Annotated in this window: 25 protein-coding genes; 7 read left to right on the forward strand and 18 right to left on the reverse strand. The window is 71.3% G+C overall.

Annotation, left to right across the window (positions count from 1 at the left end):
- Positions 1 to 70: 70 nt before the first annotated feature.
- Together hisG and ABZ444_RS22935 are read right to left on the reverse strand one after the other, a co-directional pair.
- Entirely contained in the window at positions 71 to 916 is an 846-nt protein-coding gene (gene hisG, locus ABZ444_RS22930) for an ATP phosphoribosyltransferase (protein WP_358000381.1), read from the reverse strand.
- Between the two features lie 58 nt (positions 917 to 974).
- On the reverse strand, positions 975 to 1,238 hold the full coding sequence (locus ABZ444_RS22935) for a phosphoribosyl-ATP diphosphatase (protein ID WP_189652386.1): 264 nt from the start codon (positions 1,236 to 1,238) through the stop codon (positions 975 to 977).
- A gap of 150 nt (positions 1,239 to 1,388) precedes the next feature.
- Here ABZ444_RS22935 and ABZ444_RS22940 point away from each other — a divergent pair, with 150 nt between their 5' ends.
- Positions 1,389 to 2,411 (forward strand): aminotransferase class V-fold PLP-dependent enzyme, encoded by a 1,023-nt coding sequence (locus tag ABZ444_RS22940; RefSeq protein WP_358000205.1) that lies wholly within the window; start codon positions 1,389 to 1,391, stop codon positions 2,409 to 2,411.
- Between the two features lie 75 nt (positions 2,412 to 2,486).
- Here ABZ444_RS22940 and ABZ444_RS22945 read toward each other — a convergent pair whose 3' ends face one another.
- From ABZ444_RS22945 to ABZ444_RS22995, 11 genes are all read right to left on the reverse strand, one after another.
- Positions 2,487 to 4,409 (reverse strand): DEAD/DEAH box helicase, encoded by a 1,923-nt coding sequence (locus ABZ444_RS22945; protein ID WP_358000208.1) that lies wholly within the window; start codon positions 4,407 to 4,409, stop codon positions 2,487 to 2,489.
- A gap of 307 nt (positions 4,410 to 4,716) precedes the next feature.
- Entirely contained in the window at positions 4,717 to 5,076 is a 360-nt protein-coding gene (locus tag ABZ444_RS22950; RefSeq protein WP_352325530.1) for a metal-sulfur cluster assembly factor, read from the reverse strand.
- A complete protein-coding gene (sufU, locus tag ABZ444_RS22955) occupies positions 5,073 to 5,510 on the reverse strand; it encodes a Fe-S cluster assembly sulfur transfer protein SufU (protein ID WP_352325531.1) in 438 nt (145 codons plus the stop codon). The genes ABZ444_RS22950 and sufU overlap by 4 nt, the downstream gene beginning before the upstream one ends.
- Before the next feature lie 2 nt (positions 5,511 to 5,512).
- The gene (locus ABZ444_RS22960) at positions 5,513 to 6,769 is read right to left on the reverse strand and encodes a cysteine desulfurase (RefSeq protein ID WP_358000211.1); all 1,257 of its coding nucleotides are present in this window, start codon (positions 6,767 to 6,769) and stop codon (positions 5,513 to 5,515) included.
- A complete protein-coding gene (gene sufC / locus ABZ444_RS22965) occupies positions 6,766 to 7,512 on the reverse strand; it encodes a Fe-S cluster assembly ATPase SufC (protein ID WP_352325533.1) in 747 nt (248 codons plus the stop codon). The genes ABZ444_RS22960 and sufC overlap by 4 nt, the downstream gene beginning before the upstream one ends.
- 2 nt (positions 7,513 to 7,514) lie before the next feature.
- Entirely contained in the window at positions 7,515 to 7,832 is a 318-nt protein-coding gene (locus ABZ444_RS22970; RefSeq protein WP_352325535.1) for a non-heme iron oxygenase ferredoxin subunit, read from the reverse strand.
- Positions 7,829 to 8,950: a Fe-S cluster assembly protein SufD gene (sufD, locus tag ABZ444_RS22975; RefSeq protein ID WP_358000214.1), complete on the reverse strand. Its 1,122-nt coding sequence runs from the start codon at positions 8,948 to 8,950 to the stop codon at positions 7,829 to 7,831. The genes ABZ444_RS22970 and sufD overlap by 4 nt, the downstream gene beginning before the upstream one ends.
- Positions 8,950 to 10,362 carry a Fe-S cluster assembly protein SufB gene (gene sufB / locus ABZ444_RS22980; RefSeq protein ID WP_358000217.1) on the reverse strand — a complete coding sequence of 471 codons (1,413 nt, stop codon included), beginning with the start codon at positions 10,360 to 10,362 and terminating at the stop codon, positions 8,950 to 8,952. The genes sufD and sufB overlap by 1 nt, the downstream gene beginning before the upstream one ends.
- Positions 10,359 to 11,057 (reverse strand): metalloregulator ArsR/SmtB family transcription factor, encoded by a 699-nt coding sequence (locus ABZ444_RS22985; RefSeq protein ID WP_352328768.1) that lies wholly within the window; start codon positions 11,055 to 11,057, stop codon positions 10,359 to 10,361. The genes sufB and ABZ444_RS22985 overlap by 4 nt, the downstream gene beginning before the upstream one ends.
- A 91-nt stretch (positions 11,058 to 11,148) precedes the next feature.
- Entirely contained in the window at positions 11,149 to 12,384 is a 1,236-nt protein-coding gene (locus ABZ444_RS22990; protein WP_358000221.1) for a multidrug effflux MFS transporter, read from the reverse strand.
- Positions 12,385 to 12,477: 93 nt separating this feature from the next.
- Positions 12,478 to 13,254: a VOC family protein gene (locus ABZ444_RS22995; RefSeq protein ID WP_358000224.1), complete on the reverse strand. Its 777-nt coding sequence runs from the start codon at positions 13,252 to 13,254 to the stop codon at positions 12,478 to 12,480.
- A 156-nt stretch (positions 13,255 to 13,410) separates the two neighbouring features.
- Between ABZ444_RS22995 and ABZ444_RS23000 the strand changes: the two genes are divergently transcribed.
- From ABZ444_RS23000 to ABZ444_RS23010, 3 genes are all read left to right on the forward strand, one after another.
- Entirely contained in the window at positions 13,411 to 14,319 is a 909-nt protein-coding gene (locus tag ABZ444_RS23000) for an ABC transporter ATP-binding protein (RefSeq protein WP_358000227.1), read from the forward strand.
- Positions 14,316 to 15,086 (forward strand): ABC transporter permease, encoded by a 771-nt coding sequence (locus ABZ444_RS23005; RefSeq protein ID WP_358000230.1) that lies wholly within the window; start codon positions 14,316 to 14,318, stop codon positions 15,084 to 15,086. Before ABZ444_RS23000 ends, ABZ444_RS23005 begins: the two co-directional genes overlap by 4 nt.
- An 84-nt stretch (positions 15,087 to 15,170) precedes the next feature.
- Positions 15,171 to 16,088, forward strand: a complete 918-nt coding sequence (locus ABZ444_RS23010) for an EamA family transporter (RefSeq protein ID WP_358000233.1) — start codon at positions 15,171 to 15,173, stop codon at positions 16,086 to 16,088.
- A 241-nt stretch (positions 16,089 to 16,329) separates the two neighbouring features.
- Here ABZ444_RS23010 and ABZ444_RS23015 read toward each other — a convergent pair whose 3' ends face one another.
- Genes ABZ444_RS23015 through ABZ444_RS23025 form a run of 3 tightly spaced genes read right to left on the reverse strand, consistent with a single transcriptional unit; the run spans position 16,330 to position 19,136 of the window.
- A complete protein-coding gene (locus tag ABZ444_RS23015) occupies positions 16,330 to 16,998 on the reverse strand; it encodes a GntR family transcriptional regulator (protein ID WP_358000236.1) in 669 nt (222 codons plus the stop codon).
- 12 nt (positions 16,999 to 17,010) lie between these two features.
- Positions 17,011 to 18,024, reverse strand: a complete 1,014-nt coding sequence (locus tag ABZ444_RS23020; protein ID WP_358000239.1) for an ornithine cyclodeaminase family protein — start codon at positions 18,022 to 18,024, stop codon at positions 17,011 to 17,013.
- A complete protein-coding gene (locus ABZ444_RS23025) occupies positions 18,021 to 19,136 on the reverse strand; it encodes a proline racemase family protein (protein ID WP_358000242.1) in 1,116 nt (371 codons plus the stop codon). Before ABZ444_RS23025 ends, ABZ444_RS23020 begins: the two co-directional genes overlap by 4 nt.
- Positions 19,137 to 19,253: 117 nt before the next feature.
- Here ABZ444_RS23025 and ABZ444_RS23030 point away from each other — a divergent pair, with 117 nt between their 5' ends.
- Positions 19,254 to 20,240 carry a COX15/CtaA family protein gene (locus tag ABZ444_RS23030; protein WP_358000245.1) on the forward strand — a complete coding sequence of 329 codons (987 nt, stop codon included), beginning with the start codon at positions 19,254 to 19,256 and terminating at the stop codon, positions 20,238 to 20,240.
- A 22-nt stretch (positions 20,241 to 20,262) separates the two neighbouring features.
- Positions 20,263 to 20,970, forward strand: a complete 708-nt coding sequence (locus ABZ444_RS23035; RefSeq protein ID WP_358000248.1) for an ElyC/SanA/YdcF family protein — start codon at positions 20,263 to 20,265, stop codon at positions 20,968 to 20,970.
- On the opposite strand, the gene ABZ444_RS23040 is transcribed toward ABZ444_RS23035, so the two are convergent.
- Together ABZ444_RS23040 and ABZ444_RS23045 are read right to left on the reverse strand one after the other, a co-directional pair.
- A complete protein-coding gene (locus ABZ444_RS23040; RefSeq protein ID WP_358000251.1) occupies positions 20,946 to 22,136 on the reverse strand; it encodes a PrsW family intramembrane metalloprotease in 1,191 nt (396 codons plus the stop codon). The genes ABZ444_RS23035 and ABZ444_RS23040 overlap by 25 nt on opposite strands.
- 125 nt (positions 22,137 to 22,261) lie before the next feature.
- Positions 22,262 to 23,206: a heme o synthase gene (locus ABZ444_RS23045; RefSeq protein ID WP_357983351.1), complete on the reverse strand. Its 945-nt coding sequence runs from the start codon at positions 23,204 to 23,206 to the stop codon at positions 22,262 to 22,264.
- 272 nt (positions 23,207 to 23,478) lie between these two features.
- Between ABZ444_RS23045 and tkt the strand changes: the two genes are divergently transcribed.
- Entirely contained in the window at positions 23,479 to 25,572 is a 2,094-nt protein-coding gene (gene tkt, locus ABZ444_RS23050; RefSeq protein WP_358000253.1) for a transketolase, read from the forward strand.
- The last annotated feature ends 1 nt before the right edge of the window (position 25,573 follow it).

The raw sequence follows: 25,573 nt of genomic DNA on the forward strand, positions 1-25,573 counted from the left end.
GTCAGCAAACGCTACGGGCGCGGCTTTTCCCCCGTTAGTGTGATCCTTCCGGGGTTGACCGTGACATTTGTCAGAGGCGGCAGGCGTAGATGTCGGTGACCAGGATGGCCCGCGCGCCGATGTCCCAGAGCTGGTCCATCACCTGCTGGTGGCCCTTGCGCCGGACCATGGCCCGGACGGCGACCCAGCCCTCGCGGTGGAGCGGCGAGACCGTGGGCCCCTCCATGCCGGGCGTGAGGGCGATGGCCTCCTCGATGCGCTCGGCGCGGATGTCGTAGTCCATCATGACGAAGTCGCGGGCGTGCACGACGCCCTGGATGCGGCGGACGAGCTGGCCCATGCCCGGCGTCTCCGGCGCGCTCTGCCGCTTGATCAGCACGCCCTCCGAACGCATGATCGGCTCGCCGAACACCTCCAGGCCGACGTTGCGCAGCGTGGTGCCGGTCTCCACGACGTCGGCGACCGCGTCGGCCACGCCGAGCCGGATCGCGGTCTCGACGGCGCCGTCGAGCTTGATCACGCGGGCGTCGACGCCCTGGTCGGACAGGTACTTGTCGAGCAGCCCCGCGTAGGAGGTGGCGATGCGCTGCCCGTCGAGATCTTTGACCGACGACATCGTGCCCGCCCTGGCGGCCAGGCGGAAGGTGGAGCCGCCGAAGCCGAGCGGCATGATCTCCTCGACCGGCGCGCCGGAGTCGATCAGCATGTCGCGGCCGGTGATGCCGAGGTCGAGGGTGCCCTCCCCGACGTAGACGGCGATGTCGCGGGGACGCAGGAAGAACAGCTCGCAGCCGTTGTCCTCGTCGACGACGACGAGCTCCTTGCTGTCCCTGCGGGACCGGTAGCCGGCCTCCTTGAGCATGTTCTGGGCGGCTTCGCTGAGCGCGCCCTTGTTCGGTACGGCCAGACGCAGCATGTTCGGGTCTTCTTCCTCACTCATGGTCGATGGGACGCCGGGGCGGGCGCGAGGCGCCCTAGAGATGCTTGTACACCTCGTCGAGCCCGATTCCCTTGGCGATCATGAGCACCTGCACGTGGTAGAGGAGCTGGGAGATCTCCTCCGCCGCCCTGTCGTTCGACTCGTGCTCGGCGGCCATCCAGCTCTCGGCGGCCTCCTCGACGACCTTCTTGCCGATGGCATGCACGCCGGCGTCGAGCGCGGCCACGGTGCCCGAGCCCGCGGGCCTGGTACGCGCCTTGTCTGACAGCTCGGCGAACAGCTCTTCGAAGGTCTTCATGGTCTCTCTCGTCGGTCGGGTGGCGTGCCTGACAAGCCTAGTCTGCGCGCGGCGGTGACGCCGCCCGGAGTCCGCCACGCGAGACGGCCGCTTCCTGCCCGTCGTACGGGCGCCGCTTGATCTCCAGAAGGCCCTTCTAGGCTGGTGGTCATGGACATCGCGACCGTTGGCAAGCTCTGGGACGCCGATCCCGGCTGGCTCAACACCCCTTCGTACGGCCTTCCGCCCCGCCCGGCGTTCGAGGAGTTGCAGGCCGTGCTCACCGAGTGGCGGCACGGCAGCGGCGACTGGGCGCCCTGGGACGCCTCGGTCGGCCGGGCCCGCACGGCCTTCGCCCACCTGGTCGGCGCCGGCCCGGCAGACGTCACGGTCGGCTCGACGGTGTCGCAGATCATGTCCACGGTGGCGACCGCGCTGCCGCCGGGGGCGCGGGTGCTGGTGCCGGAGATCGAGTTCACCAGCAACCTGTTCCCGTGGGCGGTGGCGGCCGAGGTCGAGACCGTGCCCGCCGAGCGCCTGGCCGACGCCGTCACGAGCCGGATCGACGCCGTCGCCTTCAGCCTCGTCCAGTCGGCCACCGGCTACGTGACGCCTTTGCACGACGTCGTCGCCGCCGCCCGCGCCCACGACGCGCTGGTCATCGCCGACGGCTCCCAGGCGTGCGGGTGGCTGCCGGTGTCGGTGGCCGACGGGATCGACGTGCTGGCGTGCGCGGCGTACAAGTGGCTCATGGCGCCGCGCGGGGCCGCGTTCGGGTACCTGTCGCCCCGGGTGCGCTCCCTCATGCGCCCGCTGGCGGCCAACTGGTACGCCGGTGAGGATCCGGGCGGCTCCTACTACGGGCCGCCGCTGCGGCTGGCCGCCGACGCCCGCGCCTTCGACCTGTCGCCGGCCTGGTTCTGCTACGTCGGCGCGGCGCCCGCGCTCGAACTGCTCAACGAGATCGGCGCCCAGCGCGTCCACGAGCACGACGTCGGGCTGGCCAACCGGTTCAGGGCCGGGCTGGGGCTGGAACCGTCCGACTCGGCGATCGTGTCGGTGGAGGCGCCGGGCGAGCGGCTGGCGGCGGCCGGCATCCGCGCAGCGGTGCGCGCCGGCCGGGTCCGTGCGGGCTTCCACGTCTACAACACCACGGACGACGTCGACCGCGCTCTTGAGGTCCTGACCTCGTAGGACGCTCGGGAACGACGAAGCCCGCCGCCCCTCCCCGGTGGGAGGTGCGACGGGCAGTCGGTCGTTCAGCCGGGGTCAGCGCTCGAAGCGGCGGCCGCCGTTGTTACGGCGGAAGCCGCCGTTGCCGCGCTCCTCGGAACGGAAGCCGCCGCCGGAGCGGAAGCCGTCGCGGGGGGCGCGCTCATCGGAGCGGGCGGGCCGGTCACGGTCGCCCGAGAACGGGCGGCCACGGTCGGCGCCGAAGCGGCCGCGGTCGTCGGAGCGGAAACCGCCGCCGCCGCTGCGCTGGCCGTCACGGAACCCGCCGCCACGCGGCCCCTCGGACCGGTAGCCGCGGTCGTCCTGGCGGAACGGGCGGTCGTCGGAACGGAAGCCACCACGGTCGTCCTGACGGGCGGGACGGTCATCCGAGCGGAAACCACCGCGGTCGTCCTGACGGGCGGGACGGTCGTCGGAACGGAAACCGCCGCGCGGCCGGTCGCCACGCCTGCGGTCGTCGCCGAACGTGCGCGGCTCGCCGGAGCGCTGCCCACCGCCGAACGGCCGCTCGCCCTCGGCGTGCCGGCGCGGACGACGGTCCTCGCCACCGGCCTCCTCGTGGCGGCGCGGACGGCGGTCGTCGCCGCCGCCGGCGAAGGTGCCGTCCTCGTGCCGGCGCGGACGGCGCTCGCCGTCGAACTCGCGGCGCGGACGACGCCCGCCCCGGCGCTCGGCGCCGCCGTGACCGCCCTCACGGCGCGGGCGCAGCGGCTTGCGCACGTCGGGCTCCCACACGGGGATGGCCTCGCCGCTCGGCATCCTGGCCCCGGCCACCTCGGCCAGCCGGGGGTGCCCCGGGGTGGCCTTGAGCCGGAACGGGTGGATGCCGGCGCGCCTGGTCAGGGCGTCGGTCGAGCGGCGCTCGTTGGGCAGCACCAGGGTGACGACGGTGCCCTTCTCGCCCGCGCGGGCGGTACGGCCGCCGCGGTGCAGGTAGCTCTTGTGGTCCTGCGGCGGGTCGACGTGCAGCACGAGGCTGATGTTGTCGACGTGGATGCCGCGGGCCGCGACGTCGGTGCAGACCAGCACGTTGATCGAGCCCTCGCGGAACTCGGCCAGGATGCGGGTGCGCTGGTTCTGGCGCTTGCCGCCGTGCAGGCCGCCGGCCTTGATGCCGACCCGGGCGAGCTGCTTGCACAGCCGGTCGACGCCGTGCTGGGTGCGGACGAAGATGATCGTACGGCCCTCGCGGTTGGCGATCTCGGCCGTGACGTCGAACTTGTCGTCACGCGTGACCTGCATCACGTGGTGCTCCATGGTGTCGACCGGGGAGGTCGCCGGGGCCACGGAGTGGGTGATCGGGTCCTTGAGGAAGCGGCGCACCAGCTTGTCGACGTCGCCGTCGAGGGTGGCCGAGAACAGCAGCCGCTGCCCGTCGGTCGGGGTCTGGGCCAGCAGCTCGGTGACGACGGGGAAGAAGCCGAGGTCGCACATGTGGTCGGCCTCGTCGAGGACGGAGACCTGGACCTGGGCCAGCGAGCACTCGCCCTGCCGGATCAGGTCGCCCAGGCGGCCCGGGGTGGCGATCACGATGTCGACGCCGCGGCGCAGTGCCTCGATCTGCTTGCCCATGGACATGCCGCCCACGACGACCTTCATCCGCAGCCCGAGGCCGCGTCCGAGCGGTTCGAGCGCGTCGTGCACCTGAAGGGCCAGCTCACGGGTGGGCACAAGGATCATCGCGCGCGGGTGGCCGGCGGCGGGCCGCACCCCCGCGATGCGAGCCATGGTCGGCAAACCGAAGGCCAGGGTCTTGCCCGAGCCGGTCTGGCCACGGCCCAGGACGTCATGGCCGGCGAGCACGTCGGGGATCGTCGCACTCTGGATGGGGAACGGGCTGTCGATGCCCTGCTTGGCCAGACCGCTGATGAGCGGCTTGGGAAGGCCGAGCAGTTCGAACTCCGACGGGCCCGCCTCGGGGGCGGTCTCGTCGATCGCGGGCATGACAGAGTCAAGCATGGTCACGAAATTCGTGCCTTTCAGTCGAAGTGGCGCGTCACTTCTGCGAAAGGACGAGCCGGGACATACGGCCTGATGCCGTACAAGTTGCAGTACGCCCGCCATCGAGGCGGGACTTCACAGGGGGGATACACCGGGGCACCGGCCGCAGGCGGCGCGATGACGCGAGATGAGGCGTCTGGTGTATACCTGGTGCCAACGCCGGGGATGTTATCGGATATTCCCTGGCTGGGTACGGGCCTTCCGAACCCCTCCCTGGCACACTGTTACGGCTGACGCCCAACGCCAGCCGTAACAGCTAGAAAGATCAGACGTTGAAGCCTAGCATACGGAGCTGCTCACGCCCCTCGTCAGTGATTTTGTCCGGGCCCCACGGCGGCAGCCAGACCCAGTTGATCTTCACGTCGGAGACCATGCCCTCCAGGGCGGAGTGGGCCTGGTCCTCGATGACGTCGGTCAGCGGGCAGGCCGCGCTGGTCAGCGTCATGTCGATGGTGGCCACCGGCTGACCGGCGTCGGACGGGTCGAGGTTGAGCCCGTAGATCAGCCCCAGGTCGACGACGTTGATGCCGAGCTCGGGGTCGACGACGTCTTTGAGCGCCTCCATGACCTCTTCGACGGTGGTGTCACCGTCGAAGCCGGTCGGAGTCTCCACAGGCTTGCTCATTGGGCACTCCTCACCACAGCGTCCTTGTAGGCCATCCACGACAGCAGCGCGCACTTGACGCGCGCCGGGAACTTGGCCACGCCCGCGAACGCCACCGCGTCCCCGAGCACTTCCTCGTCGGCCTCGACCTGCCCCCGGCCCTGCATGAGCCGGGTGAACTCGTCGACCACCGACAGCGACTCCTCGACCGTCGAGCCGGTGGCCAGCTCGTGCAGCACGGAGGCGGCCGCCTGGCTGATCGAGCAGCCCTGGCCGTCGTAGGAGACGTCTTCGATCTTACCGGCGTCGCCCACCCTGACCCGCAGCGTGATCTCGTCGCCGCACGTCGGGTTCACGTGGTGAACCTCCGCGTCGTACGGCTCGCGCAGCCCCCGCCCCTGCGGGTGCTTGTAGTGTTCCAGGATCAGCTCCTGGTACATCGACTCGCCGATCATGGCTATGCGAACACCTTCTGAACGTGATGGAGGCCGCGCACCAGGGCGTCGATCTCGCCCGTGGTGTTGTACAGGTAGAACGACGCCCGCGTGGTCGCCGGTATTCCGAACCGCAGGTGCAGCGGGCGCGCGCAGTGGTGCCCGACGCGGACGGCGACCCCGAACTGGTCGTCCAGGATCTGCCCCACATCGTGGGGGTGTATGCCTTCCAGCGTGAACGACAGCGTGCTGCCGCGCTGGTCGAGGGAGTCGGGCCCGATCAGCCGCAGCGACGGCACCTCGCGCAGGGCGTCGAGGGCGTAGGCCGTCAGCGAGCGCTCGTGCGCCTCGATGGCTTCCATGCCGACCGCGGTGAGGTAGTCGACCGCCGCGCCCAGGCCGATGGCCTCGACGATGGGCGGCGTGCCGGCCTCGAACTTGTGCGGGATCGGCGCGTACGTCGAGCGGTCCATCCAGACCGCCTCGATCATCTCGCCGCCGCCCAGGAACGGCGGCATGGCCTCCAGCAGCTCGGTACGGCCCCACAGCACGCCGATGCCCGAAGGGCCGACCATCTTGTGACCGGTGAAGGCCACGAAGTCGGCGCCCAGCGCGGCCATGTCCACCGGGTGGTGCGGCACGGACTGGGATGCGTCGAGCATGATCAGCGCGCCGACCTCGTGCGCCCGCGCGGCCACGGCGGTGACCGGGTTGACCGTGCCGAGCACGTTCGACTGGTGGGCGATCGAGACGATCTTCGTCCGCTCGGTGACGACGGCCGGGTCGAAGTCGAGCCGCCCGTCGTCGGTGACGCCGAACCACTTCAGCGTCGCGCCGGTGCGCTGCGCGAGCATCTGCCACGGCACGATGTTGGAGTGGTGCTCCATCTCGGAGATGACGATCTCGTCGCCGGGGCCGAGGGTGAAGCGCGGGTCGGTGTTGGCGGGGTTGCCGAAGGAGTAGGCCACGAGGTTGAGGGCCTCGGAGGCGTTCTTGGTGAAGATCACCTCATCGCGCGAGCCCGCCCCGACGAACGCCGCCACCTTGTCGCGCGCGCTCTCGTACGCCTCGGTCGACTCCGAGCCGAGCACGTGCATGGCCCGCCCGACGTTGCTGTAGTGCAGCGCCAGGTGGTCGCGCATGGTGTCGATGACCTGGTTGGGCTTCTGCGAGGAGTTGCCCGAGTCGAGGTAGACGAGCGGGCGCCCGTCGGGCAGCTCGCGGGAGAAGACCGGGAAGTCCTTCCTGATCTTCTCCACGTCAAAGCTGGTGGAAGTCATGCAGATGCCTTCGTGTACTGCTCGTAGCCCTCGGCCTCGAGCTTGTCTGCCAGCTCCGGCCCGCCCTCCTCGACGATCCGGCCGCCGGCGAAGACGTGCACGAAGTCGGGCTTCACGTAGCGCAGGATGCGGGTGTAGTGGGTGATCAGCAGCACGCCGGTCTCACCCGTGGAGCGGAAGCGGTTGATGCCCTCGGAGACCACCCGCAGCGCGTCGACGTCGAGGCCGGAGTCGGTCTCGTCGAGCACCGCGATCTTCGGCTTGAGCAGCTCGAGCTGGAGGATCTCGTGGCGCTTCTTCTCGCCGCCGGAGAAGCCCTCGTTGAGGTTGCGCTGGGCGAAGGCGGCGTCGATGGACAGCGCGTCCATGCCGGCCTTGAGGTCTTTGGCGAACTCGCGCAGCTTGGGCGCCTCGCCGCGGACCGAGGTGACGGCCGAGCGCAGGAAGTTCGACACCGACACGCCGGGGACCTCGACCGGGTACTGCATGGCGAGGAACAGGCCGGCGCGGGCGCGCTCGTCGACCGACAGCTCCAGCAGGTCGACGCCGTCGAGCAGCACCTGGCCGCCGGTGATCGTGTACTTGGGGTGACCGGCGATCGCGTAGGCGAGGGTGGACTTGCCCGAGCCGTTGGGGCCCATGATGGCGTGCGTCTCGCCGGACTTCACCGTCAGGTTGACGCCGCGCAGGATTTCCTTGTCCTCGACGGCGACCTTGAGGTCACGGATCTCTAGGGTGGACACGTTTATGACTCCTTCGAGAGCGAGACGAGGACGTCGTCGCCGTCGATCTTGACTGTGTAGACGTTCACGGGCTTGGTGGCGGGCGGGCCGGTGGGCTTGCCGGAGCGCACGTCGAAGCACGAGCCGTGCAGCCAGCACTCCAGGGTGCCGTCGTAGACCTCGCCCTCGCTGAGCTTCACCTCGGCGTGGGAGCAGACGTCGTGCAGGGCGAAGACGTCGGCGCCCTTGCGCACCAGCGCCACCGGGGTCTCCCCGACCTCGACGCCGATGACGCCGCCGTCGGGGATGTCGGCGACCTGGCAGACCTTCTCGAAACTCATCGCGCGAGCTCCGCCTCCACCGCGGCCAGCACGCGGTCGCGGATCTCCTCGATCTGGATCTTCTCGATGAGCTGGCCGAGGAAGCCCCTGATGACCAGGCGGCGGGCCTCGTCGTAGGGGATGCCGCGGGCCTGGAGGTAGAAGATGTGCTCGTCGTCGAGGCGGCCCGAGGCCGAGGCGTGCCCGGCTCCGGCGACCTCGCCGGTGAGGATCTCCAGGTTGGGCACCGAGTCGGCGCGGGCGCCGTCGGTGAGGATGAGGTTGCGGTTGAGCTCGTAGGTGTCGGTGCCCTCGGCCTCGACCCTGATGATCACGTCGCCGATCCAGACGGCGTGCGCGTCCTGGCCCTGCAGCGCGCCGCGGTAGTCGACGTTGCTCTTGCAGTTGGGCTGGGAGTGGTCGACCAGGAGGCGGTGCTCCAGGTGCTGGCCGGCGTCGACGAAGTAGACGCCGGACATGTCGGCGTCGCCGCCGGGCGCGGTGTAGGCCACGCTGGGCGAGAGCCGGACCAGGTCGCCGCCGAGGGTCACCACGAAGCTGCGGAAGGTCGCGTCCTTGGCGAGCTGGGCGTGGTGGTGGGAGACGTGGACGGCGTCGTCGTCCCAGTCCTGGAGGCTGACGACCTTGAGGTTGGCGCCGTCGCCGACGACGAACTCGATGTTGTCGGCGTAGACGGCGCTGCCCTTGTGGTCGAGCACGATCACGGCCTCGGCCATCGGCTCCACCTTGACCACGATGTGGCCGTAGGCGGCGCCGTCGCCCTCACCGGTCAGGGTGAGCACGGTCGGCCTCGACGTGACGGCCTCGCGCGGCACCGTGATCACGGTCGCCTTCTCGAAGCTGTTCCACGCCTGCGCGCTGACCCGGTCGGTGGGCGTGAACGCCTTGCCGACGCGGGCGTCGTCGCGCCCGACCGTCTCGACGACGACCTCGGGCGCGGCCTCGACGTCGAGGCGCACGTGGCCCACGGGGTCGGCCTTGCCGTTGTGCAGGCCCTTCAGGCGGGACAGCGGCGTGAAGCGCCACGTCTCCTCGCGCCCGGCCGGGACCTCGAAGTCGCCCAGGTCGTAGGACGCCTTCTCGTGCAGGGTCGACAGGGGCTTCTCGTTCAGGCCCATCAGCCGACGGCTCCTTCCATCTGCAGCTCGATCAGCCGGTTGAGCTCGAGCGCGTATTCCATGGGCAGCTCGCGGGCGATCGGCTCGACGAAGCCGCGCACGATCATCGCCATGGCCTCGTCCTCGCCGAGCCCGCGGCTCATGAGGTAGAAGAGCTGGTCCTCGCTGACCTTGGAGACCGTGGCCTCGTGGCCCATCGAGACGTCGTCCTCGCGCACGTCGACGTAGGGGTAGGTGTCGGAGCGGCTGATCTGGTCGACCAGGAGCGCGTCGCACTTGACGGTGCTGGCGCTGCCGTGGGCGCCCTCCTCGATCTGCACGAGACCGCGGTAGGAGGTACGGCCGCCGCCGCGCGCCACCGACTTGGAGATGACGCTGGAGCTGGTGTTGGGCGCCAGGTGCACCATCTTGGAGCCGGCGTCCTGGTGCTGGCCCTCGCCGGCGAAGGCGACGCTCAGCGTCTCGCCCTTGGCGTGCTCGCCCATCAGGTAGACGGCCGGGTACTTCATCGTGACCTTGGAGCCGATGTTGCCGTCGATCCACTCCATGGTCGCGCCCTCGTAGGCGACGGCGCGCTTGGTGACCAGGTTGTAGACGTTGTTCGACCAGTTCTGGATGGTCGTGTAACGGCAGCGGGCGTTCTTCTTCACGATGATCTCGACGACCGCGCTGTGCAGCGAGTCGGAGGAGTAGATCGGCGCGGTGCAGCCCTCGACGTAGTGGACGTAGGAGTTCTCGTCCACGATGATCAGGGTCCGCTCGAACTGGCCCATGTTCTCGGTGTTGATCCGGAAGTAGGCCTGCAGCGGGATCTCGACCTCGACGTTCGGCGGCACGTAGATGAACGAGCCACCGGACCACACGGCGGTGTTGAGCGCGGCGAACTTGTTGTCGCCGACCGGGATCACCGAGCCGAAGTACTCCTTGAAGAGCTCCTCGTGCTCCTTCAGGCCCGTGTCGGTGTCGACGAAGATGACGCCCTTCTCCTCAAGGTCCTCACGGATCTTGTGGTAGACGACCTCCGACTCGTACTGGGCCGCGACGCCGGCGATGAGGCGCTGCTTCTCCGCCTCGGGGATGCCGAGCTTGTCGTAGGTGTTCTTGATGTCGGCGGGCAGCTCGTCCCAGGAAGCGGCCTGCTTCTCGGTCGAGCGCACGAAGTACTTGATGTTGTCGAAGTCGATGCCGGTGAGGTCGGAGCCCCAGGTGGGCAGCGGCTTCTTGGCGAACAGGCGGAGGCCCTTCAGGCGAAGGTCGAGCATCCACTCCGGCTCGTTCTTGAGCGCGGAGATGTTGCGGACGACCTCCTCGGACAGGCCACGCTTGGCAACCGCGCCCGCGGCATCCGGGTCGGCCCAGCCGAACTTGTAATTCCCGAGGCCTTCCAGCTCCGGGCGGTCGGTGACAGTCACCTTCCGGTCTCCTTGCTCTTGTCTCTGTGTGCGGATTCAGCCAGCGACTTGGGGCTCACGTGGGTCGTGCAGACCCCGTCGCCGTGCGCGATCGTGGCCAGGCGCTGCACCGGGGTGCCGAGCAGTTGCGCGAACGCCTCCGTCTCGGCCTCGCAGAGCTGCGGGAACTCCGCGGCCGCGTGAGCCACCGGGCAGTGGTGCTGGCAGAGCTGGTCGCCGCCCGACTTGGCCTTGCTGGCCGAGGCGGCGTACCCCTCTGCCGACAGCGCCTGCGCCAGCACCTGTACGCGCTGGTCCGCCGGCACCGTCCGCATGACCGGCTCCAGCCGCGTCAGCAGGCTCGACACCTGCGAGCGGGCGAAGTCGGTCACGGCTTCTCGTCCCATGCGCTCGGCCAGGAAGCGGAGTGCGCTCCCGGCGAGGTCGTCATAGGCGTGCTCGAAAGCACTGCGCCCCGCGTCGGTGATGGCGAACAGCTTGGCGGGCCGTCCGCGCCCGCGCTGACCGCGCGGCCTGACCGTGCGAGGCTCTATCATTCCCTCGGCCAGCAACGCGTCGAGGTGCCTGCGCACCGCGGCGGGCGTCAGCCCCAGCCGCTCGCCGAGCGAGGCGGCCGTCACGGGACCATGCTCAAGGATCAGCCTGGCGACGCGCGCGCGGGTGCTGCGCTCGCTACCGGGCTCGATCGTGGGCATGTTTTTCACAACATCAGTGTGCCGTAATTCCTTCCCGCTGCACAAATGAATCGGAGCAGGCCACCAATGGAATTGCTCACGCAGGTAAGGCTTACCTAACCTTTCGGCGTCCCAGAATCGCGAACGCGAGCGTGGAGCAGATGATGAGGCCGAGCATCACGCCGGCCATCGGCACGGCCGTGCCCTCGCCCGCCAGGCCGACCAGCGGGGCCGCCAGGGCGCCCAGCGCGAACTGCAGCACGCCGAGCAGCGCCGAGGCGCTGCCGGCGATCTGGGCGGGCTGCCCGGCCAGTGCGAGCGCGCCGGTGCCGGGCAGGACGAGCCCCTGACCCAGCATGATCACGAACAGGCCCGCCACGATGCCGGCCAGGCCGAGCCCGGTGAGCGCGGCGGTCAGCAGCAGCGCGGCGCCCACCAGGCCGGTGACCAGCCCGACGACGACCAGGCGGGCGGGCTCCACGCGGCCCGACAGGCGGCCGCCGAGCTGGGCCATCGCGGTCAGGCCGAGCGCGTTGAGCCCGAAGATGAGCGAGTACTGCTGCGGGGTGGCGCCGTACACCTGCTGGAGCACGAACGGCGAGCCGGAGATGTAGCCGAACATCGCCGCGAAGGCCAGCCCGGCGGTGAGCGCGCAGCCCATGAACGAGCGGTCGCGCAGGAGCTGCCAGAAGGTGCGCACGGTGTGCCCCAGGCCGCCGCTCTCGCGCCGGTCGGCGGGCAGCGTCTCGCGCACCCCCGGCAGCACGGCCAGCAGCAGCACGAGCCCGGCGACGCTGAGCGCCACGAACACGCCACGCCAGGAGGTGAAGGCGAGCAGCTGGGCCCCGGCGATGGGGGCGAGGATCGGCGCCAGGCCGCTGACCAGCATGAGCGTGGCGAAGATGCGGGCGATGGCGGCGCCGTCGTACAGGTCGCGGACGACCGCGCGCACGATGACCAGCGCCGCCCCGCCCAGGATGCCCTGGAGCAGCCGCAGGACGATCAGCACGGGCACCGACGGCGCGAACGCGCACAGCAGCGAGGCCACCATGAACCCCGACACGCCCACGATCAGCGGGACGCGCCGTCCGCGCACGTCGCTGACCGGGCCGGCGACGACCTGGCCGACGGAGACGCCGATGAGACAGGCGGTGAGGGTGAGCTGGACCTGCGCAGGAGCGCTGAGCATCTCCTCGGTGATGGCGGGCAGGGCGGGCAGGTACATGTCGATGGACAGCGGGCCGATCGCCGACAGCGCGCCCAGGATGACCAGCAGCAGCCCCCGCCTCCCGCCCTTGGTCTCGTCCTTGCTTCCCATGGCGGTGGACGCGGCTTCTGCCACGGACATGCCTGAACCCCTTCCCCTCGCAGGCCGATGACCCACGAGGGCCGAGGGATCAAACCGGGATACGGTCCTCCTAATTCCCGGTTATCAGATATTTCATGATGCTTCGTTGAGCTGGATGACCCCGAACGCCGCGCCCTGCGGGTCGATGAGCTGCGCGAACCGGCCGGGCGGCGCCTCGGTCACGCCGGTGAGCACGTCCGCGCCCGCGTCGGCGGCGGCGTGCAGGGCCGCGTCGAGGTCGGCGACCGCGAAGTAGGTCAGCCAGAACGACGGCAGGTCCGCCGGGGCCTCCGCGGGCATCGGGATCATCCCCGCGACGGCCGCCTCCCCCGCCACCCACTCGGTGTACGCCATGCCGCCCAGGTCGGACGTTCGCGACGTCCAGCCGAAGACCGCCGAGTAGAAACGCTCGGCGGCGGGCGCGTCCCGCGTGCACAGCTCGTTCCAGCAGAACGCGCCGGGCTCGTTGACCAGCTCCGCCCCCACGTGGGCGGCCGCCTGCCAGGCGGCGGCGTAGGAGCCGTCGGGGGCCCGCAGGGCGACCATGGTGCCCTCGTCGAAGATCGCCATGGGCTCGGCCACGACGGTGCCGCCGGCGTCCCTGACCCGGCCGGCCAGCGCGGCGGCGTCGTCGGTGGCGACGTAGGTGTTCCAGAGCGAGGTGGAGCCGCCGCCGCGGACGGGGCCGATCCCGGCGACCTTGCTGCCCTCGTGCACGAACATCCCGTAGCCGCCGGCCGCCGGGTCGTCGACCATGTCGGCCCGCCAGCCGAACAGGTCCCCGTAGAACCGGGCCGAGCCGGGGACGTCGGTGCTGGCCAGGTCCACCCAGCACGGGACTCCTGGGTCGTATCCACTGCGTCGCGACATGTGGAGCTCATCGCCGCACTTCCCCCGGTTCTCACACCTTTCCGGGGAACGGTCCGGTCAAGGGCCGTCCATTTCCGGGCAGGGCCGCCCGACGGGCGTTCGCCGGGCGCGTACCTGAGGGCCGGACCGCCCGGCGCAGTCCCTAAACTCGTGGCCATGGATTCCCCAGCCGTCGAGATCGTCGACCTGGTCAAACGCTACGGCGGCCGGACCGCCCTCGACGGCCTCACCCTGCGGGCCGGCCGCGGCGCGGTCACCGCCGTCCTCGGGCCCAACGGCGCGGGCAAGACGTCCACGGTCGAGATCTGCGAGGGGTTCCGCAAGGCCGACTCCGGCACGGTGCGGGTGCTCGGCCTGGCGCCCACGCTGCCCGAGCTGCGCCCGCGCGTCGGGGTGATGCTCCAGGCCGGCGGGGTGCCGCCGGCGATGCGCTGCGCCGAGTGGCTGCGCCTGGTCGCGCGCTTCTACGCCCGCCCCCACGACCCCGACGTGCTGCTGACCCGGCTCGGGCTGGCCGAGCACGCGCGCACCCCCTACCGGCGGCTGTCGGGCGGGCAGCAGCAGCGGCTGTCGCTGGCCGCGGCCGTGATCGGCAGGCCGGAGCTGGTGTTCCTCGACGAGCCGACCGCCGGGCTCGACCCGCAGGCCCGGCACGCCTGCTGGGACCTGGTCGGCGAGCTGCGCGGCGCCGGGGTGTCGGTGGTGCTGACCACCCACCACATGGAGGAGGCCGAGCGGCTGGCCGACCACGTCCTGATCATCGACAGGGGGCGCGTGGTGGCCGAGGGCAGCCCGGCCTCGCTGACCGGGGCCGAGCGGCAGCTCAGGTTCAGGGCCCGGCCGGGCCTCACGCTGGAGGAGCTGCTCAACGCGCTCCCGGTGGGCAGCGCGGCCAAGGAGTCGCCGGCCGGCCACTACATCATCGAGGGCCAGGTGGGGCCCGAGCTGCTGGCCACCGTCACGGCCTGGTGCGCGGCGGAGGGCGTCACGGCCGACGACCTGCGCATCGAGCGCCGTACCCTCGAAGACGTCTTCCTCGAACTGACCGGCAGGGAGCTGCGATGACCCCCGTGCTCGACCTCTCGCCCGCGCCGGGCGCCGCGCCGTTCCCGCGCATGGTGCTCGCGCAGGCCGGCTCGGAGGTCCGCACGATGCTCCGCAACGGCGAGCAGCTCCTGCTCACCCTGATCATCCCGGTGCTGCTGCTGGTCGGCTTCTCGCTGGCGCCGCTGGTCGACGTCGGGGGCGGCCGGCGGGTCGACTTCCTGGTGCCGGGCGTGCTGGCCCTGGCCGTCATGTCCACGGCCTTCACCGGGCAGGCCATCGGCACCGGCTTCGAGCGCCGCTACGGCGTGCTCAAGCGGCTGGGCGCGACCCCGCTGTCCAGGTCCGGGCTCATGCTGGCCAAGACGGCCGCGGTGGTGGCCGTGGAGGTCATCCAGGCGGCTGTGATCGTGGCCGTGGGGCTGGCGCTGGGCTGGCGGCCCCACGGGTCGTTCCTGGCCGCCGCGGTGCTGGTCGTGCTGGGCACGGCGGCCTTCAGCGGCCTCGGCCTGCTCCTGGCGGGCACGCTGCGGGCCGAGGCGACGCTGGCCGCGGCCAACCTGGTCTACCTGGTGCTGCTGGGGGCGGGCGGGGTGGTGTTCCCGCTGTCGAAGTTCCCCGAGGGCGCGCGGCCGGTCCTGGAGCTGCTGCCGATCTCGGCGCTGACCGGCGGGCTGCGCGCGGTGCTCGCCCAGGGGGCGGCGCTGCCGCTGGGGCCGGTGCTCGTCCTGGCCGGCTGGGCCGTGCTGACCCTGACGCTGGTCTCGCGGCTGTTCCGCTGGGAGTGAGGGGACGCGCCACCCCGCGTGCGGAGATGTCGTCCGAGGTCAGTACGCTCTGACGACTGCCCCACCTGCCGCGCGAGGAGTTCCGTGACCGACTTCGCCCTCGACGATCCCTTCGATCGCCGCCCGGCGCTGCCCCGGCCTGGCCGCCTGCTGCGCCAGGCCGCGGACTCGATCCCGCCCTCGTCGCTCGTCCTGCTGGCCATCGTCTCGGTGCAGCTCGGCGCCGCGTTCGCCAAGAACCTGTTCGCCGTCCTGCCGCCGAGCGCCGTGGTGTTCCTGCGCATCGCGGCGGGCGGCCTGATCATGGCCGCGGTGGCCAGGCCGAAGCTGAGGGGGCTGGGGTGGCGCGACTGGGCGGTCGGCGCCGGTTTCGGCCTGACGCTCGCGCTGATGAACCTGTCGTACTACGAGGCCCTGTCGCGGCTGCCGATGGGCGTCGCGGTGGCGATCGAGTTCCTCGGCCCGCTGGGCGTGGCCGTGGCCGCCTCCCGGCGCCGGCTCGACCTGGCCTGGATCGGCCTGGCGGGCCTCGGCGTGGCGCTGCTGGCGCCCTGGGGGCAGCAGGCGTCGGCGAGCTGGTGGCTCGGCATCGGGTTCGCCCTGGTGGCGGGCGCGTGCTGGGCGGCCTACATCCTGCTGTCGGCGGCGGCCGGGCGGCGTTTCCCCGGCACGACCGGTCTGTCGTTCGCGATGATCGTCTCGGCCCTGGTGATCGCGCCGGTGGGCGTCACGACCGGCGGCGCCGACCTGCTGGAGCCGTCGCTGCTGCTGATCGGGCTGGGCGTGGGGCTGCTGTCGTCGGTGATCCCGTACTCGCTGGAGCTCCACGCGCTGAGGCGCATGCCCAAACACGTGTTCGGCATCCTGATGAGCCTGGAGCCGGCCGTGGCGGCGCTGGCGGGCGTGCTGGTGCTGGGCGAGGTCCTGCACGTGCAGCAGTGGGCGGCGATCGTGTGCGTCGTGGCCGCCAGCCTCGGCTCGACGAGGATGACCGGGCGGTAGGGGGCACCGAGTGGTAAATGCCGCCGCGCGCCCGCGGGGATGGGGATCTCTCGGGCGCGCGGCGGAGGGCTCGGCTTGAGGTGGGCGGGTGCCGAGCCCGGTGAAGGTCAGCGGATGCGGGCGTCCGCGTGACCGGGCTTGTGAGGCTTCACGGAGATCAGTACGTGAAAGCTTTCACAAACACATTACCCCAAAACGGACAAACCTTCTAAATTCGGACGGTAAAGAAACGCGGCAGGCGTCAGTGCTCGGCCCAGATGCCCCGGACGTGGCCGATGTGCTCGCCCATCAGGTGACCGACCGCCTTGCCGTCGCCGCTCTTGAGCGCGTCGAGCATGGCCAGGTGCTCCCTGGCGGAGTCGGTCAGCGAGCCGCGCTCGGCCAGCTGCGACAGGCCGTAGAGCCGGGCCCGGTTGCGCAGGTCGCGCACCACCTCCACCAGGTGGACGTTGCCGGACAGGGCCAGCAGCTCCAGATGGAAGCGCAGGTCGGCGTCGATGTAGGCGAGCAGGTCGGCCCGGTCGGCGGCCGAGACGATCTCCTCGGCGATCGGGCGCAGCCGTTCGAACTCCTCGGCGCGGGCGCTGTCGGCCAGCCGCGAGACGGTGGGCACCTCGATCAGCTCACGGATCTGGGTCAGCTCGTCGAGGTCGCGGTCGGACAGCTCGGTCACCCGGAAGCCCTTGTTGCGCACGGCCTCGACCAGGCCCTCCTTGGCCAGGTCGAGCATGGCCTCGCGGACCGGCGTGGCCGAGACGCCGAACTGCGCGGCGAGCACGGGCGCGGAGTAGACCACCCCTGGCCGCATCTCACCGGTGATCAGCGCGGCCCGCAGCGCGTGCGCGACCTGCTCACGCAGGCTCTGCCGCTCCCCCACCATGGGCAGGTCGAGCCGGTCCTCGGCAGCCATCCGCCTTCCCTCCTACTTCCACGCCTCGTACGCGGCCGCGGCGACCACCAGGTCCTCCCACGCCATGCCGGTGCTCTTGAACACCCGCGGGCCGGGACCGGTCACCACCCTTCCGGCGATCAGCTCGGCGAGGTTTCCGGCGAGATGACCAGAGGTGATCGTACCGTGGCGGATCGGGATGATCACGTCGCCGGCTTCTTCCAGGGCGGCCGATCTGGCCTCGACGACCACGGTGGCGCGGGCGACGAGGTCGCCGTCGAGCTCGCGGACGCCGGGCTCGTGCGAGCCGACCGCGACCACGGTGACGCCGTCCCGGGCGAGCTTACCGGGGAACAGCGGCTGCGCGGCCGTGGTGCAGCAGGCGACGAGGTCGGCGGCCCGGAGCGCGTCGGCCACCTCGTCGGGCACCGCCGCGGCTTCGGCGGTGGAGGCTTCGGCAGTGGGGGCTCCGGTGGTGGGGGCCTCGGTGGTCAGGGGGGCGGTGGTCAGGGGGGTGGCGGTCAGGCCCAGGTCGCGGCAGCGGGCGGCCAGGGCGGCGGCGCGGGCGGGGTCGCGGCCCACGACCGTGACGTGCTCGACGGGCCGCACCTCGCGCAGGGCCACGACATGGCCGTACGCCTGCGGGCCGCTGCCGAACACCACCAGGCGGCGCGCGTCCGGCTCGGCCAGGTGCGCGACGGCCAGGGCGGAGACGGCGGGCGTGCGCAGGGACGTGAGCGCGATGCCGTCCAGGGCGGCGAGCGGGGCCAGGGTATGGCCGTCCAGCAGCAGGTACGTCCCCTGGATGCGAGGCAGCCCGCGCCCGGGGTTGGCGGGCGTGACGGTGACGGCCTTGACCCCGGCGTAGGGGCCGGCGGCGGCGGGCATGAGCAGGAGCTGCCCGGCCGGCAGGTCCACGGTCGGCCGCCGGGGCGTCTGCTCGGGGTCGAGCCCGGCGCGCAGGGCCTGTTCGAGTACGGCCACCGCGCGGCCCACCGGCACCAGCCGCTCCAGCTCGGGCCCGTCGATGTAGGGAAGCGCGCTCATCGCAGTGTGAACCCCGTTCCGATCGGGTCGTCGGGATCGAGCTCGAAGACGTGCCGGCCGGTGCGATAGGCCATGCCCTCGATCTCCGGCACGATCCCCTCGGCCGTCGCCCCGGCCACCCGCGCCCGGAAGACGGACCCGACGACGCTCTCGTGCACCAGGGTGCCGCGCAGGCCCGCGTCGTGCAGCAGCGCCATCCTGGCGGCGGTGCCCGACCCGCACGGCGACCGGTCCACCTCGCCGTCGGCGAAGACGGTGACGTTGCGCTGCCGGACGCTCCGACCGGCACCCGGCGACCCGCCGCCCACCGATCCGCCGCCCGACAGCCCCTCTCCCGGCAACCCCACGCCCGTCAGCCCGCTGTCCGCCAACCCGCCGTCCGCCGACCCGCTGTCCGGCAGGTCGTCGTCCGGCAGGTCGTCGTCCGGCAGGTCGTCGTCCGGCAGGTCGTCGTAGAAGATCACGCCGTAGACGCCGGACAGGCGGTCGTCGCGCGGGTGGCGGGTGGCGGGGTGGCCGGCCAGGGCGGCCTTGATGCGGCGGGCGTGCCCGACGAGGGCGGTCAGGTGGCGGGGCTCGACGGACAGGCCCAGCACCCCAGCCGAAATAGACGCATAAATCGCCCCGCCGTACGAAATATCAACCTTCGTCCCGGCGACGGCCACGTCCCGGGCGATCACGAACGACGGGACGCTCACAAACGTCACCCCCGCCACCCGCCCGCCCGAGCACCGCACCCGCGCCCTGACCCGCCCCGACGGCACGTCCACCACCACGTCGGTCTCCCCGTCTGGGTCGGCCTCGACCAGCCCCTCCTGCACCGCGTACGCCCCGAGGGCGATCGTGCCGTGCCCGCAGGCGGTGGAGAAGCCGTCCTTGTGCCAGAACAGCGCGCCGAGATGCGCCCCGGCGTCGTCGGGCGGGACGAGGAAGCAGCCGTACATGTCGGCGTGCCCGCGCGGCTCGTGGCACAGCAGCCGCCTGACGTGGTCGGCGTGGGCGGGCGCGTTCTCCCGCCGGGTGAGCACGTCCGCCCCGGGGATGCCGGGGACGCCTCCGGTGACGATCCGGAACGGCTCACCGCCCGTGTGGTAGTCGACAGTAGTGATCACAGTTCGAAACCCCTCCGGGACCGGGTCGAGGAAGCCGCCAGGAGTAACATGTCACATTGTCACGTTCGGGAGAAGCCCCTGACGGGACCGTCCCACCTGGCCCGTACCATCGTTGACGTGAAGGAATCCACCGGCCGCCCCAACGTCCTCGTCCGCGCCCTGCGCTCGTTCTGGGCGCCGAGCGCGCGCTCGATGCGCGGCTGGGCGCTGGCCTCCGTGGTGGCCAACGCGGGCATCGCGGTGACCGGCGCGGGGGTGCGGGTGACCGGTTCCGGGCTCGGCTGCCCGACCTGGCCGAGGTGCACGCCCGACAGTTTCGTGCCGATCGCCCATCCCGAGATGTCGATGCTCACGATGCTCATCGAGTTCGGCAACCGGCTGCTGACGTTCCTGGTGCTGGCGGTGGGCGCGGCGTGCGTGCTCGCGGTGCTGCGCCTGGTCCCGCGCAGGCGGCCGCTGGTGCGCCTGGCGCTGCTGCAGCCGGTGGGCGTGCTGGCCCAGGCCCTGTGGGGCGGGCTGGTGGTCAGGAGCGCGCTCAGCCCGTTCACGGTCGGCATGCACTTCCTGATCTCGATGGCCCTGATCGCCGCCTGCTGGATGCTCTACGCCCGCGCCGGCGAGGGCGACGGCCCGGCCGCCGGGGTCGCCCACCGCGACGTCCGGCGGCTCGGCCACGCGCTGCTCGCGGCCACGGCGGTGCTGCTGGTGGCGGGCGTGGTGGTCAGCGGCACGGGCCCGCACTCGGGCGACGTCATCGCCTCGCGGTTCGGCTTCGACATCGAGACGGTGGCCCGGCTGCACGCCGACATCGTCTACGTCGTCGTCGGCCTGACGTTCGCGCTGCTGTTCGCGCTGCGCGTGACCGGCGCGCCCCGGGCCGCCAGGCGGGCCGTGCTCGGGCTGTTCGTGGTGGAGCTGGGCCAGGGCGTGATCGGCTACACCCAGTACTTCCTGGCCGTGCCGGCCGCGCTGGTGCTGCTGCACGTGCTCGGCGCCTCGCTGGTGTGGATCGCCGCGCTGCGGGTGGTCACCTCGCTGCGCACCAGAGGCCCGCTGGAGGTCCCGGCCGCCGCCGTTCACACGGAAGCACCCGCTCCGGTCTGACCGTTGTGCGATGGTATGGGGTGTGCTGGGACTCCCTAGGCTCTCGCGCAGGCTGCTGCGCCGTACGTATCAGGGGCTGGTGCTGGTCAGCGTGCTCGTGCTGGCGCCGATGACCTGGGCCTGGCTCGACAGCTCACCGCACCGCGTGGTGGCCGACACCGGCGGCTGGCTGGGCCGGGTGCCGCCCGCGCAGGCCGCGCTGGTGCTCGGCGCGGGGTTGTGGCGCACGCAGCCCACGCCCATGCTGGCCCGCCGGCTCGACGTGGCGGCCGAGCTCTACCGGGCGGGCAAGGTGCGCGCGCTGCTGCTGTCGGGCGACAACAGCCGCAAGGAGTACGACGAGCCCACCGCCATGCGCGACTACCTGCTGCGCAGGGGCGTGCCGGCCGACGTGATCGTGCTCGACTACGCCGGGTTCGACACCTGGGACTCGTGCGTACGGGCCCGCCGGGTGTTCGGCGCCGAGCGGGTCACCGTGGTCACCCAGGTCTTCCACCTGCCGAGGGCCGTCGCGCTGTGCCGGACGGCCGGGCTGGAGACGTTCGGCGTGGGCGACGACTCCACCCGTCAGTGGGCGGCCACCACGTACGCCTACGCCACCCGGGAGCTGCTGGCCACCGGCAAGGCCGTCGTGGACGCGCTGCTGCTGCACTCCGACCCGGTCTTCCCCGGGCCGCGCGAGGTCTCGCTGACCCGGATCCTGGCTCAGCGGGGCGCGCCGGGCGCGTAGCCGGGCGGCGGTGTGCCCCTGGCCATCCGGCGGGCGTGCACGGGCGGCACCGGGAAGTCGGCGCGGGCGGTGCTCATGCACTCCAGCAGGGCACGCTGCTCCTCGTGGAAGGCCTGCTCGTCGACGATGTGGCGGGCCGCCCGCTCGTGCAGCAGGCCCAGCTCGGTGGCGGCGAGCTGGTAGTCACGCATGGCGCGCACGCCTTGCTTGCCGCCGTAGGCCCTGGCCCACTGCCTGGCCCGGCGGCGCCTGGCGAACGTGGACAACATGTAGATGTCGGCCGGCCCGACCAGCTTGGTCGGCTCGTACGGCGGCAGGTAGGTCTGGATGAGCGCGACGATGCGCCGCCGGTCCCTGAACACCACGCCGATCAGCACGACGAGCACCACCAGCAGCGCCAGGTAGGCCACCACGAGCCCGGGGAAGCCGCCGTAGGAGGCCAGGCCGTTCCACAGGCCGTGCAGGATCATCGCCCCCGACCAGCCGGCCAGCACCAGGAAGACCCGCTCGGGGCCCCGGCGCTGGGCCGCGTAGGCGACGGCCACCCCGATCATCGAGCTGAACAGCGGATGGGCGAACGGCGACAGGATGCCGCGCAGCACCACGGTGACCGCCAGGCTGCTGACGCCGTTGCCGTTGAGCGCCGACAGGTAGTAGCTGACGTTCTCGCTCATGGCGAAGCCGAGGCCGACCATGCTGGCGTAGATGATGCCGTCGGTGGGGCCGTCGAGCTCGGCCCGGCGGAACTTCAGCAGGCCGAGCAGCACCAGGCCCTTCATCGTCTCCTCGACCACCGGCGCGCCGAAGGTGGCCGCCAGGTTGCGGGCGCTGGTCGGCGAGAGCTTGGCGGTGTCGATGAAGTAGTGGAGGTTGAGCGAGTTGATCGCGCCGGCGACCAGCACGGCGATGCCCGCGCCCCAGGCGAAGGCGAAGATCAGGTTGCTGCGCGGCTCCGGCTCCATGCGGTCGAGCGCCAGCACGGCGGCCAGCAGCAGCGGCACCGGAGCCAGGGCGAGCCCGAGCGCGATGAAGAACTGCACCGGCTCGCCGTTGATCACGTCGAAGGAGAACGAGACCAGGGCGCAGATGCCGGTGAGGACCAGCCCGGTGATCAACGCGAACGACGGGCGGTCCTTCAACACCCAGCGTGGATCACGGGTCGCCATACCGTGACTTTAACGGATCGAAGGGCCGGGGTCCGTGCCGACCGCCCGCGCGGGACAGGCACTCCTCACCGTCCGGACACGCACTTCGAAGGCGTCGCGCACGGCGGTCAGGACGGTCACGGCGGTCAGGCCAGCAGCGGGTCGATCGCGACGGCGAGGAACAGCAGCGCGAGGTAGGCGTTGGACCAGTGGAAGAAGCGCATCGGGCGCAGGTCGACGCCGCTCTTGCCGGCGTTGAGCCGGGCCAGCAGGCGGTGGACCTCCCACAGGCAGACCACGCCGAGCACGGCCGCGACGACCGGATAGAACAGCGTGGTGCCGGCCACCGGCCACAGGGCCAGCGAGCACAGCACGGTCGCCCAGGTGTAGGCCACGGACTCCAGGATCACCCGCCGCTCGGTGGCCACCACCGGCAGCATCGGCACCTTGGCCGCCGCGTAGTCCTCCTTGTAGCGCATGGCGAGGGTCCAGGTGTGGGGCGGCGTCCAGAAGAACACCACGCCGAACAGCACCAGGGGCGCCCAGTCGAGCCGCTCGGTGATGCCCGCCCAGCCGATCATGACCGGCATGCAGCCCGCGATGCCGCCCCAGACGATGTTCTGGGCCGTGCGGCGCTTGAGCAGCATCGAGTAGACGATGACGTAGAACAGGATCGCCCCGGTGGACAGCACCGCGGCCAGCCAATTGGTGGTGAGCCACAGGCCAACAGTGGACAGAATCCCCAGAACGATGCCGAAAACCAGCGCGCCGCGCGGCGACACCTGGTGCCTGGCCAGCGGCCGGCGGCGGGTGCGCCGCATCTTCTGGTCGATGTCGCGGTCGACGTAGCAGTTGAGCGCGTTGGCGCTGCCCGCCGACAGGGTGCCGAAGACCATGACGGCGATCGACTTCCACAGCGGCGGCAGGCCGCCGGCCGCCAGGAACATCACCGGAAGGGTAGTGATCAGCAGCAGCTCGATGATCCGCGGCTTGGTGAGCGCGACGTAGGCCTTCACGACCATGCCGAACGTGCGCGGCGCCCCGGGCTCGGTCGAGGGGGCCGTGGCCTGCCTGTTGGTCAGCACCGTCAAGGCGCTTCCAGCCTGTGCGGAGTCAACGCGTAACCTCTGATTAGAGCGGATCGATGAGTGGCGCCGTGGCGCCTCTGCGAACAACCAAACTGTAGTCGCAGGGGCGGACGGTCCGGCCAATGGGGGGCTTGCGCCATTCATGGACACGCGAGGGTGGAATGGGAATCGATCGCCAGCTCCACTCGGTTAGGGTCCCGTGTGGGCGGGATAGCCAACAGGTACTGCCAAATGACAACTAGATTCCGGAGATCGAGCACTTGAGCACCGAACTCGTGCCAGCCCTTGAATGGACCGACCTCGACAAGAAGGCCGTCGACGTCGTCCGGGCCCTGGCGATGGACGCAGTCGAGAAGGCGGGCTCGGGTCACCCCGGCACCGCCATGAGCCTGGCCCCCGCCGCATACCTGCTGTTCCAGCGCGTGATGCGCCACGACCCCAGCGACCCCAACTGGGCGGGCCGCGACCGGTTCGTGCTGTCGTGCGGCCACACCAGCCTGACGCTCTACATCCAGCTCTACCTGTCGGGCTACGGCCTCACGCTCGACGACCTGCGGCGGCTGCGCCAGTGGGACAGCCTGACCCCGGGTCACCCCGAGCACGGCCACACCGCCGGCGTGGAGACCACCACCGGCCCGCTCGGCCAGGGCCTGGGCAACGCGGTCGGCATGGCGATGGCGGCCCGCCGTGAGCGCGGGCTGTTCGACCCCGAGGCCGAGCGCGGCTCCTCGCCGTTCGACCACCACATCTGGTGCTTCGTCAGCGACGGCGACATCGAGGAGGGCATCAGCCACGAGGCCAGCGCCCTGGCCGGCCACCAGAAGCTCGGCAACCTCGTCGTCCTGTACGACGACAACCACATCTCCATCGAGGACGACACCCTCATCGCCAAGTCCGAGGACGTCGTCAAGCGTTACGAGGCCTACGGCTGGCACACCGAGAGCGTCGACTGGACCGCCGGCGGCGAGTACGAGGAGGACGTCCAGGCGCTGTACGAGGCGCTGGAGGCGGCCAAGGCCGAGACCGGCCGGCCCTCCTTCATCCGGCTGCGCACGATCATCGGCTGGCCGGCGCCGAACAAGAAGAACACCGGCAAGATCCATGGCGCGGCCCTGGGCGAGGCGGAGATCGCCGCGACCAAGGAGATCCTGGGCATGGACCCGGCCAAGAGCTTCGACGTGCCGGCCGAGGTGCTGCAGCACGCCCGTGAGGTGGTCGCCCGGGGCCGTACCGAGCGCGCCGAGTGGGACAAGGGTTATGCCGAATGGCGCCTGGCCAACCCCGAGCGGGCCAAGGAGTTCGACCGCATCTCCCACCGCGAGCTGCCGGCCGGCTGGGCCACGGCCCTGCCCGAGTTCGAGACCGGCTCCTCGATGGCCACCCGCAAGGCCAGCGGCGAGGTGCTGGGCGCGCTGGCGCCGGTGCTGCCCGAGCTGTGGGGCGGCTCGGCCGACCTGGCCGAGTCGAACCTGACCACGATGAAGGGCGAGCCGTCCTTCATCCCCGAGGAGTACCAGACCAAGGACTTCCCCGGTAACCCCTACGGCCGCACGCTGCACTTCGGCATCCGCGAGCACGCCATGGGCGCGATTCTCAACGGCATCGCCCTGCACGGCGGCACCCGTCCCTACGGCGGCACGTTCCTGGTCTTCTCCGACTACATGCGCCCCTCGGTGCGCCTGGCCGCGCTGATGAAGCTGCCGGTCACCTACGTCTGGACGCACGACTCCATCGGCCTCGGCGAGGACGGCCCCACCCACCAGCCGATCGAGCACCTGTGGGCGCTGCGCGCCATTCCCGGCCTCGACGTCGTCCGCCCGGCCGACGCCAACGAGACCGCGCACGCGTGGAAGACGATCCTGGAGCACACCGACCGTCCCGCCGCCCTGGCTCTGACCAGGCAGAACGTCCCGGTCTACGAGGGCACGAGCGCCGACGGCGTGGCCCGCGGCGGCTACGTGCTGCGCGACGCGTCCGACGGTCAGCCGCACGTCATCATCATCGCCACCGGCAGCGAGGTCGAGGTGGCCGTGCAGGGCCGCGAGCTGCTGGAGGCGCAGGGCATCCCGGCACGAGTGGTGTCGATGCCGTGTGTCGAGTGGTTCAACGGGCAGGACTCCGCTTACCGGCAGACCGTCCTGCCGAGCTCGATCAGGGCTCGGGTCGCGGTCGAGGCCGGCGTCGCGCTCGGCTGGCACCAGTTCGTCGGCGAGTGCGGCGAAGTGGTCAGCCTGGAGCACTTCGGCGCCTCGGCGCCGTACAAGACGCTGTACGAGCAGTTCGGGCTCACGGCCGAGCGCGTGGCGGCCGCGGCCAAGGCGAGCCTCGCCAAGCTGGGTCAGGACAAGGGCGAGACGACGGGAAACTGAG

Source organism: Nonomuraea sp. NPDC005730, from assembly GCF_040630865.1.
Classification (GTDB): Bacteria; Actinomycetota; Actinomycetes; order Streptosporangiales; family Streptosporangiaceae; genus Nonomuraea.

Bases quoted from the DNA above. Each gene is read 5' to 3' on its own strand.
- hisG (WP_358000381.1), bottom strand. From the start codon at position 916: ATGCTGCGTCTGGCCGTACCGAACAAGGGCGCGCTCAGCGAAGCCGCC.
- ABZ444_RS22935 (WP_189652386.1), bottom strand. From the start codon at position 1,238: ATGAAGACCTTCGAAGAGCTGTTCGCCGAGCTGTCAGACAAGGCGCGT.
- ABZ444_RS22940 (WP_358000205.1), top strand. From the start codon at position 1,389: ATGGACATCGCGACCGTTGGCAAGCTCTGGGACGCCGATCCCGGCTGG.
- ABZ444_RS22945 (WP_358000208.1), bottom strand. From the start codon at position 4,409: ATGCTTGACTCTGTCATGCCCGCGATCGACGAGACCGCCCCCGAGGCG.
- ABZ444_RS22950 (WP_352325530.1), bottom strand. From the start codon at position 5,076: ATGAGCAAGCCTGTGGAGACTCCGACCGGCTTCGACGGTGACACCACC.
- sufU (WP_352325531.1), bottom strand. From the start codon at position 5,510: ATGATCGGCGAGTCGATGTACCAGGAGCTGATCCTGGAACACTACAAG.
- ABZ444_RS22960 (WP_358000211.1), bottom strand. From the start codon at position 6,769: ATGACTTCCACCAGCTTTGACGTGGAGAAGATCAGGAAGGACTTCCCG.
- ABZ444_RS22970 (WP_352325535.1), bottom strand. From the start codon at position 7,832: ATGAGTTTCGAGAAGGTCTGCCAGGTCGCCGACATCCCCGACGGCGGC.
- sufD (WP_358000214.1), bottom strand. From the start codon at position 8,950: ATGGGCCTGAACGAGAAGCCCCTGTCGACCCTGCACGAGAAGGCGTCC.
- ABZ444_RS22985 (WP_352328768.1), bottom strand. From the start codon at position 11,057: ATGCCCACGATCGAGCCCGGTAGCGAGCGCAGCACCCGCGCGCGCGTC.
- ABZ444_RS22990 (WP_358000221.1), bottom strand. From the start codon at position 12,384: ATGTCCGTGGCAGAAGCCGCGTCCACCGCCATGGGAAGCAAGGACGAG.
- ABZ444_RS22995 (WP_358000224.1), bottom strand. From the start codon at position 13,254: ATGTCGCGACGCAGTGGATACGACCCAGGAGTCCCGTGCTGGGTGGAC.
- ABZ444_RS23000 (WP_358000227.1), top strand. From the start codon at position 13,411: ATGGATTCCCCAGCCGTCGAGATCGTCGACCTGGTCAAACGCTACGGC.
- ABZ444_RS23005 (WP_358000230.1), top strand. From the start codon at position 14,316: ATGACCCCCGTGCTCGACCTCTCGCCCGCGCCGGGCGCCGCGCCGTTC.
- ABZ444_RS23015 (WP_358000236.1), bottom strand. From the start codon at position 16,998: ATGGCTGCCGAGGACCGGCTCGACCTGCCCATGGTGGGGGAGCGGCAG.
- ABZ444_RS23020 (WP_358000239.1), bottom strand. From the start codon at position 18,024: ATGAGCGCGCTTCCCTACATCGACGGGCCCGAGCTGGAGCGGCTGGTG.
- ABZ444_RS23040 (WP_358000251.1), bottom strand. From the start codon at position 22,136: ATGGCGACCCGTGATCCACGCTGGGTGTTGAAGGACCGCCCGTCGTTC.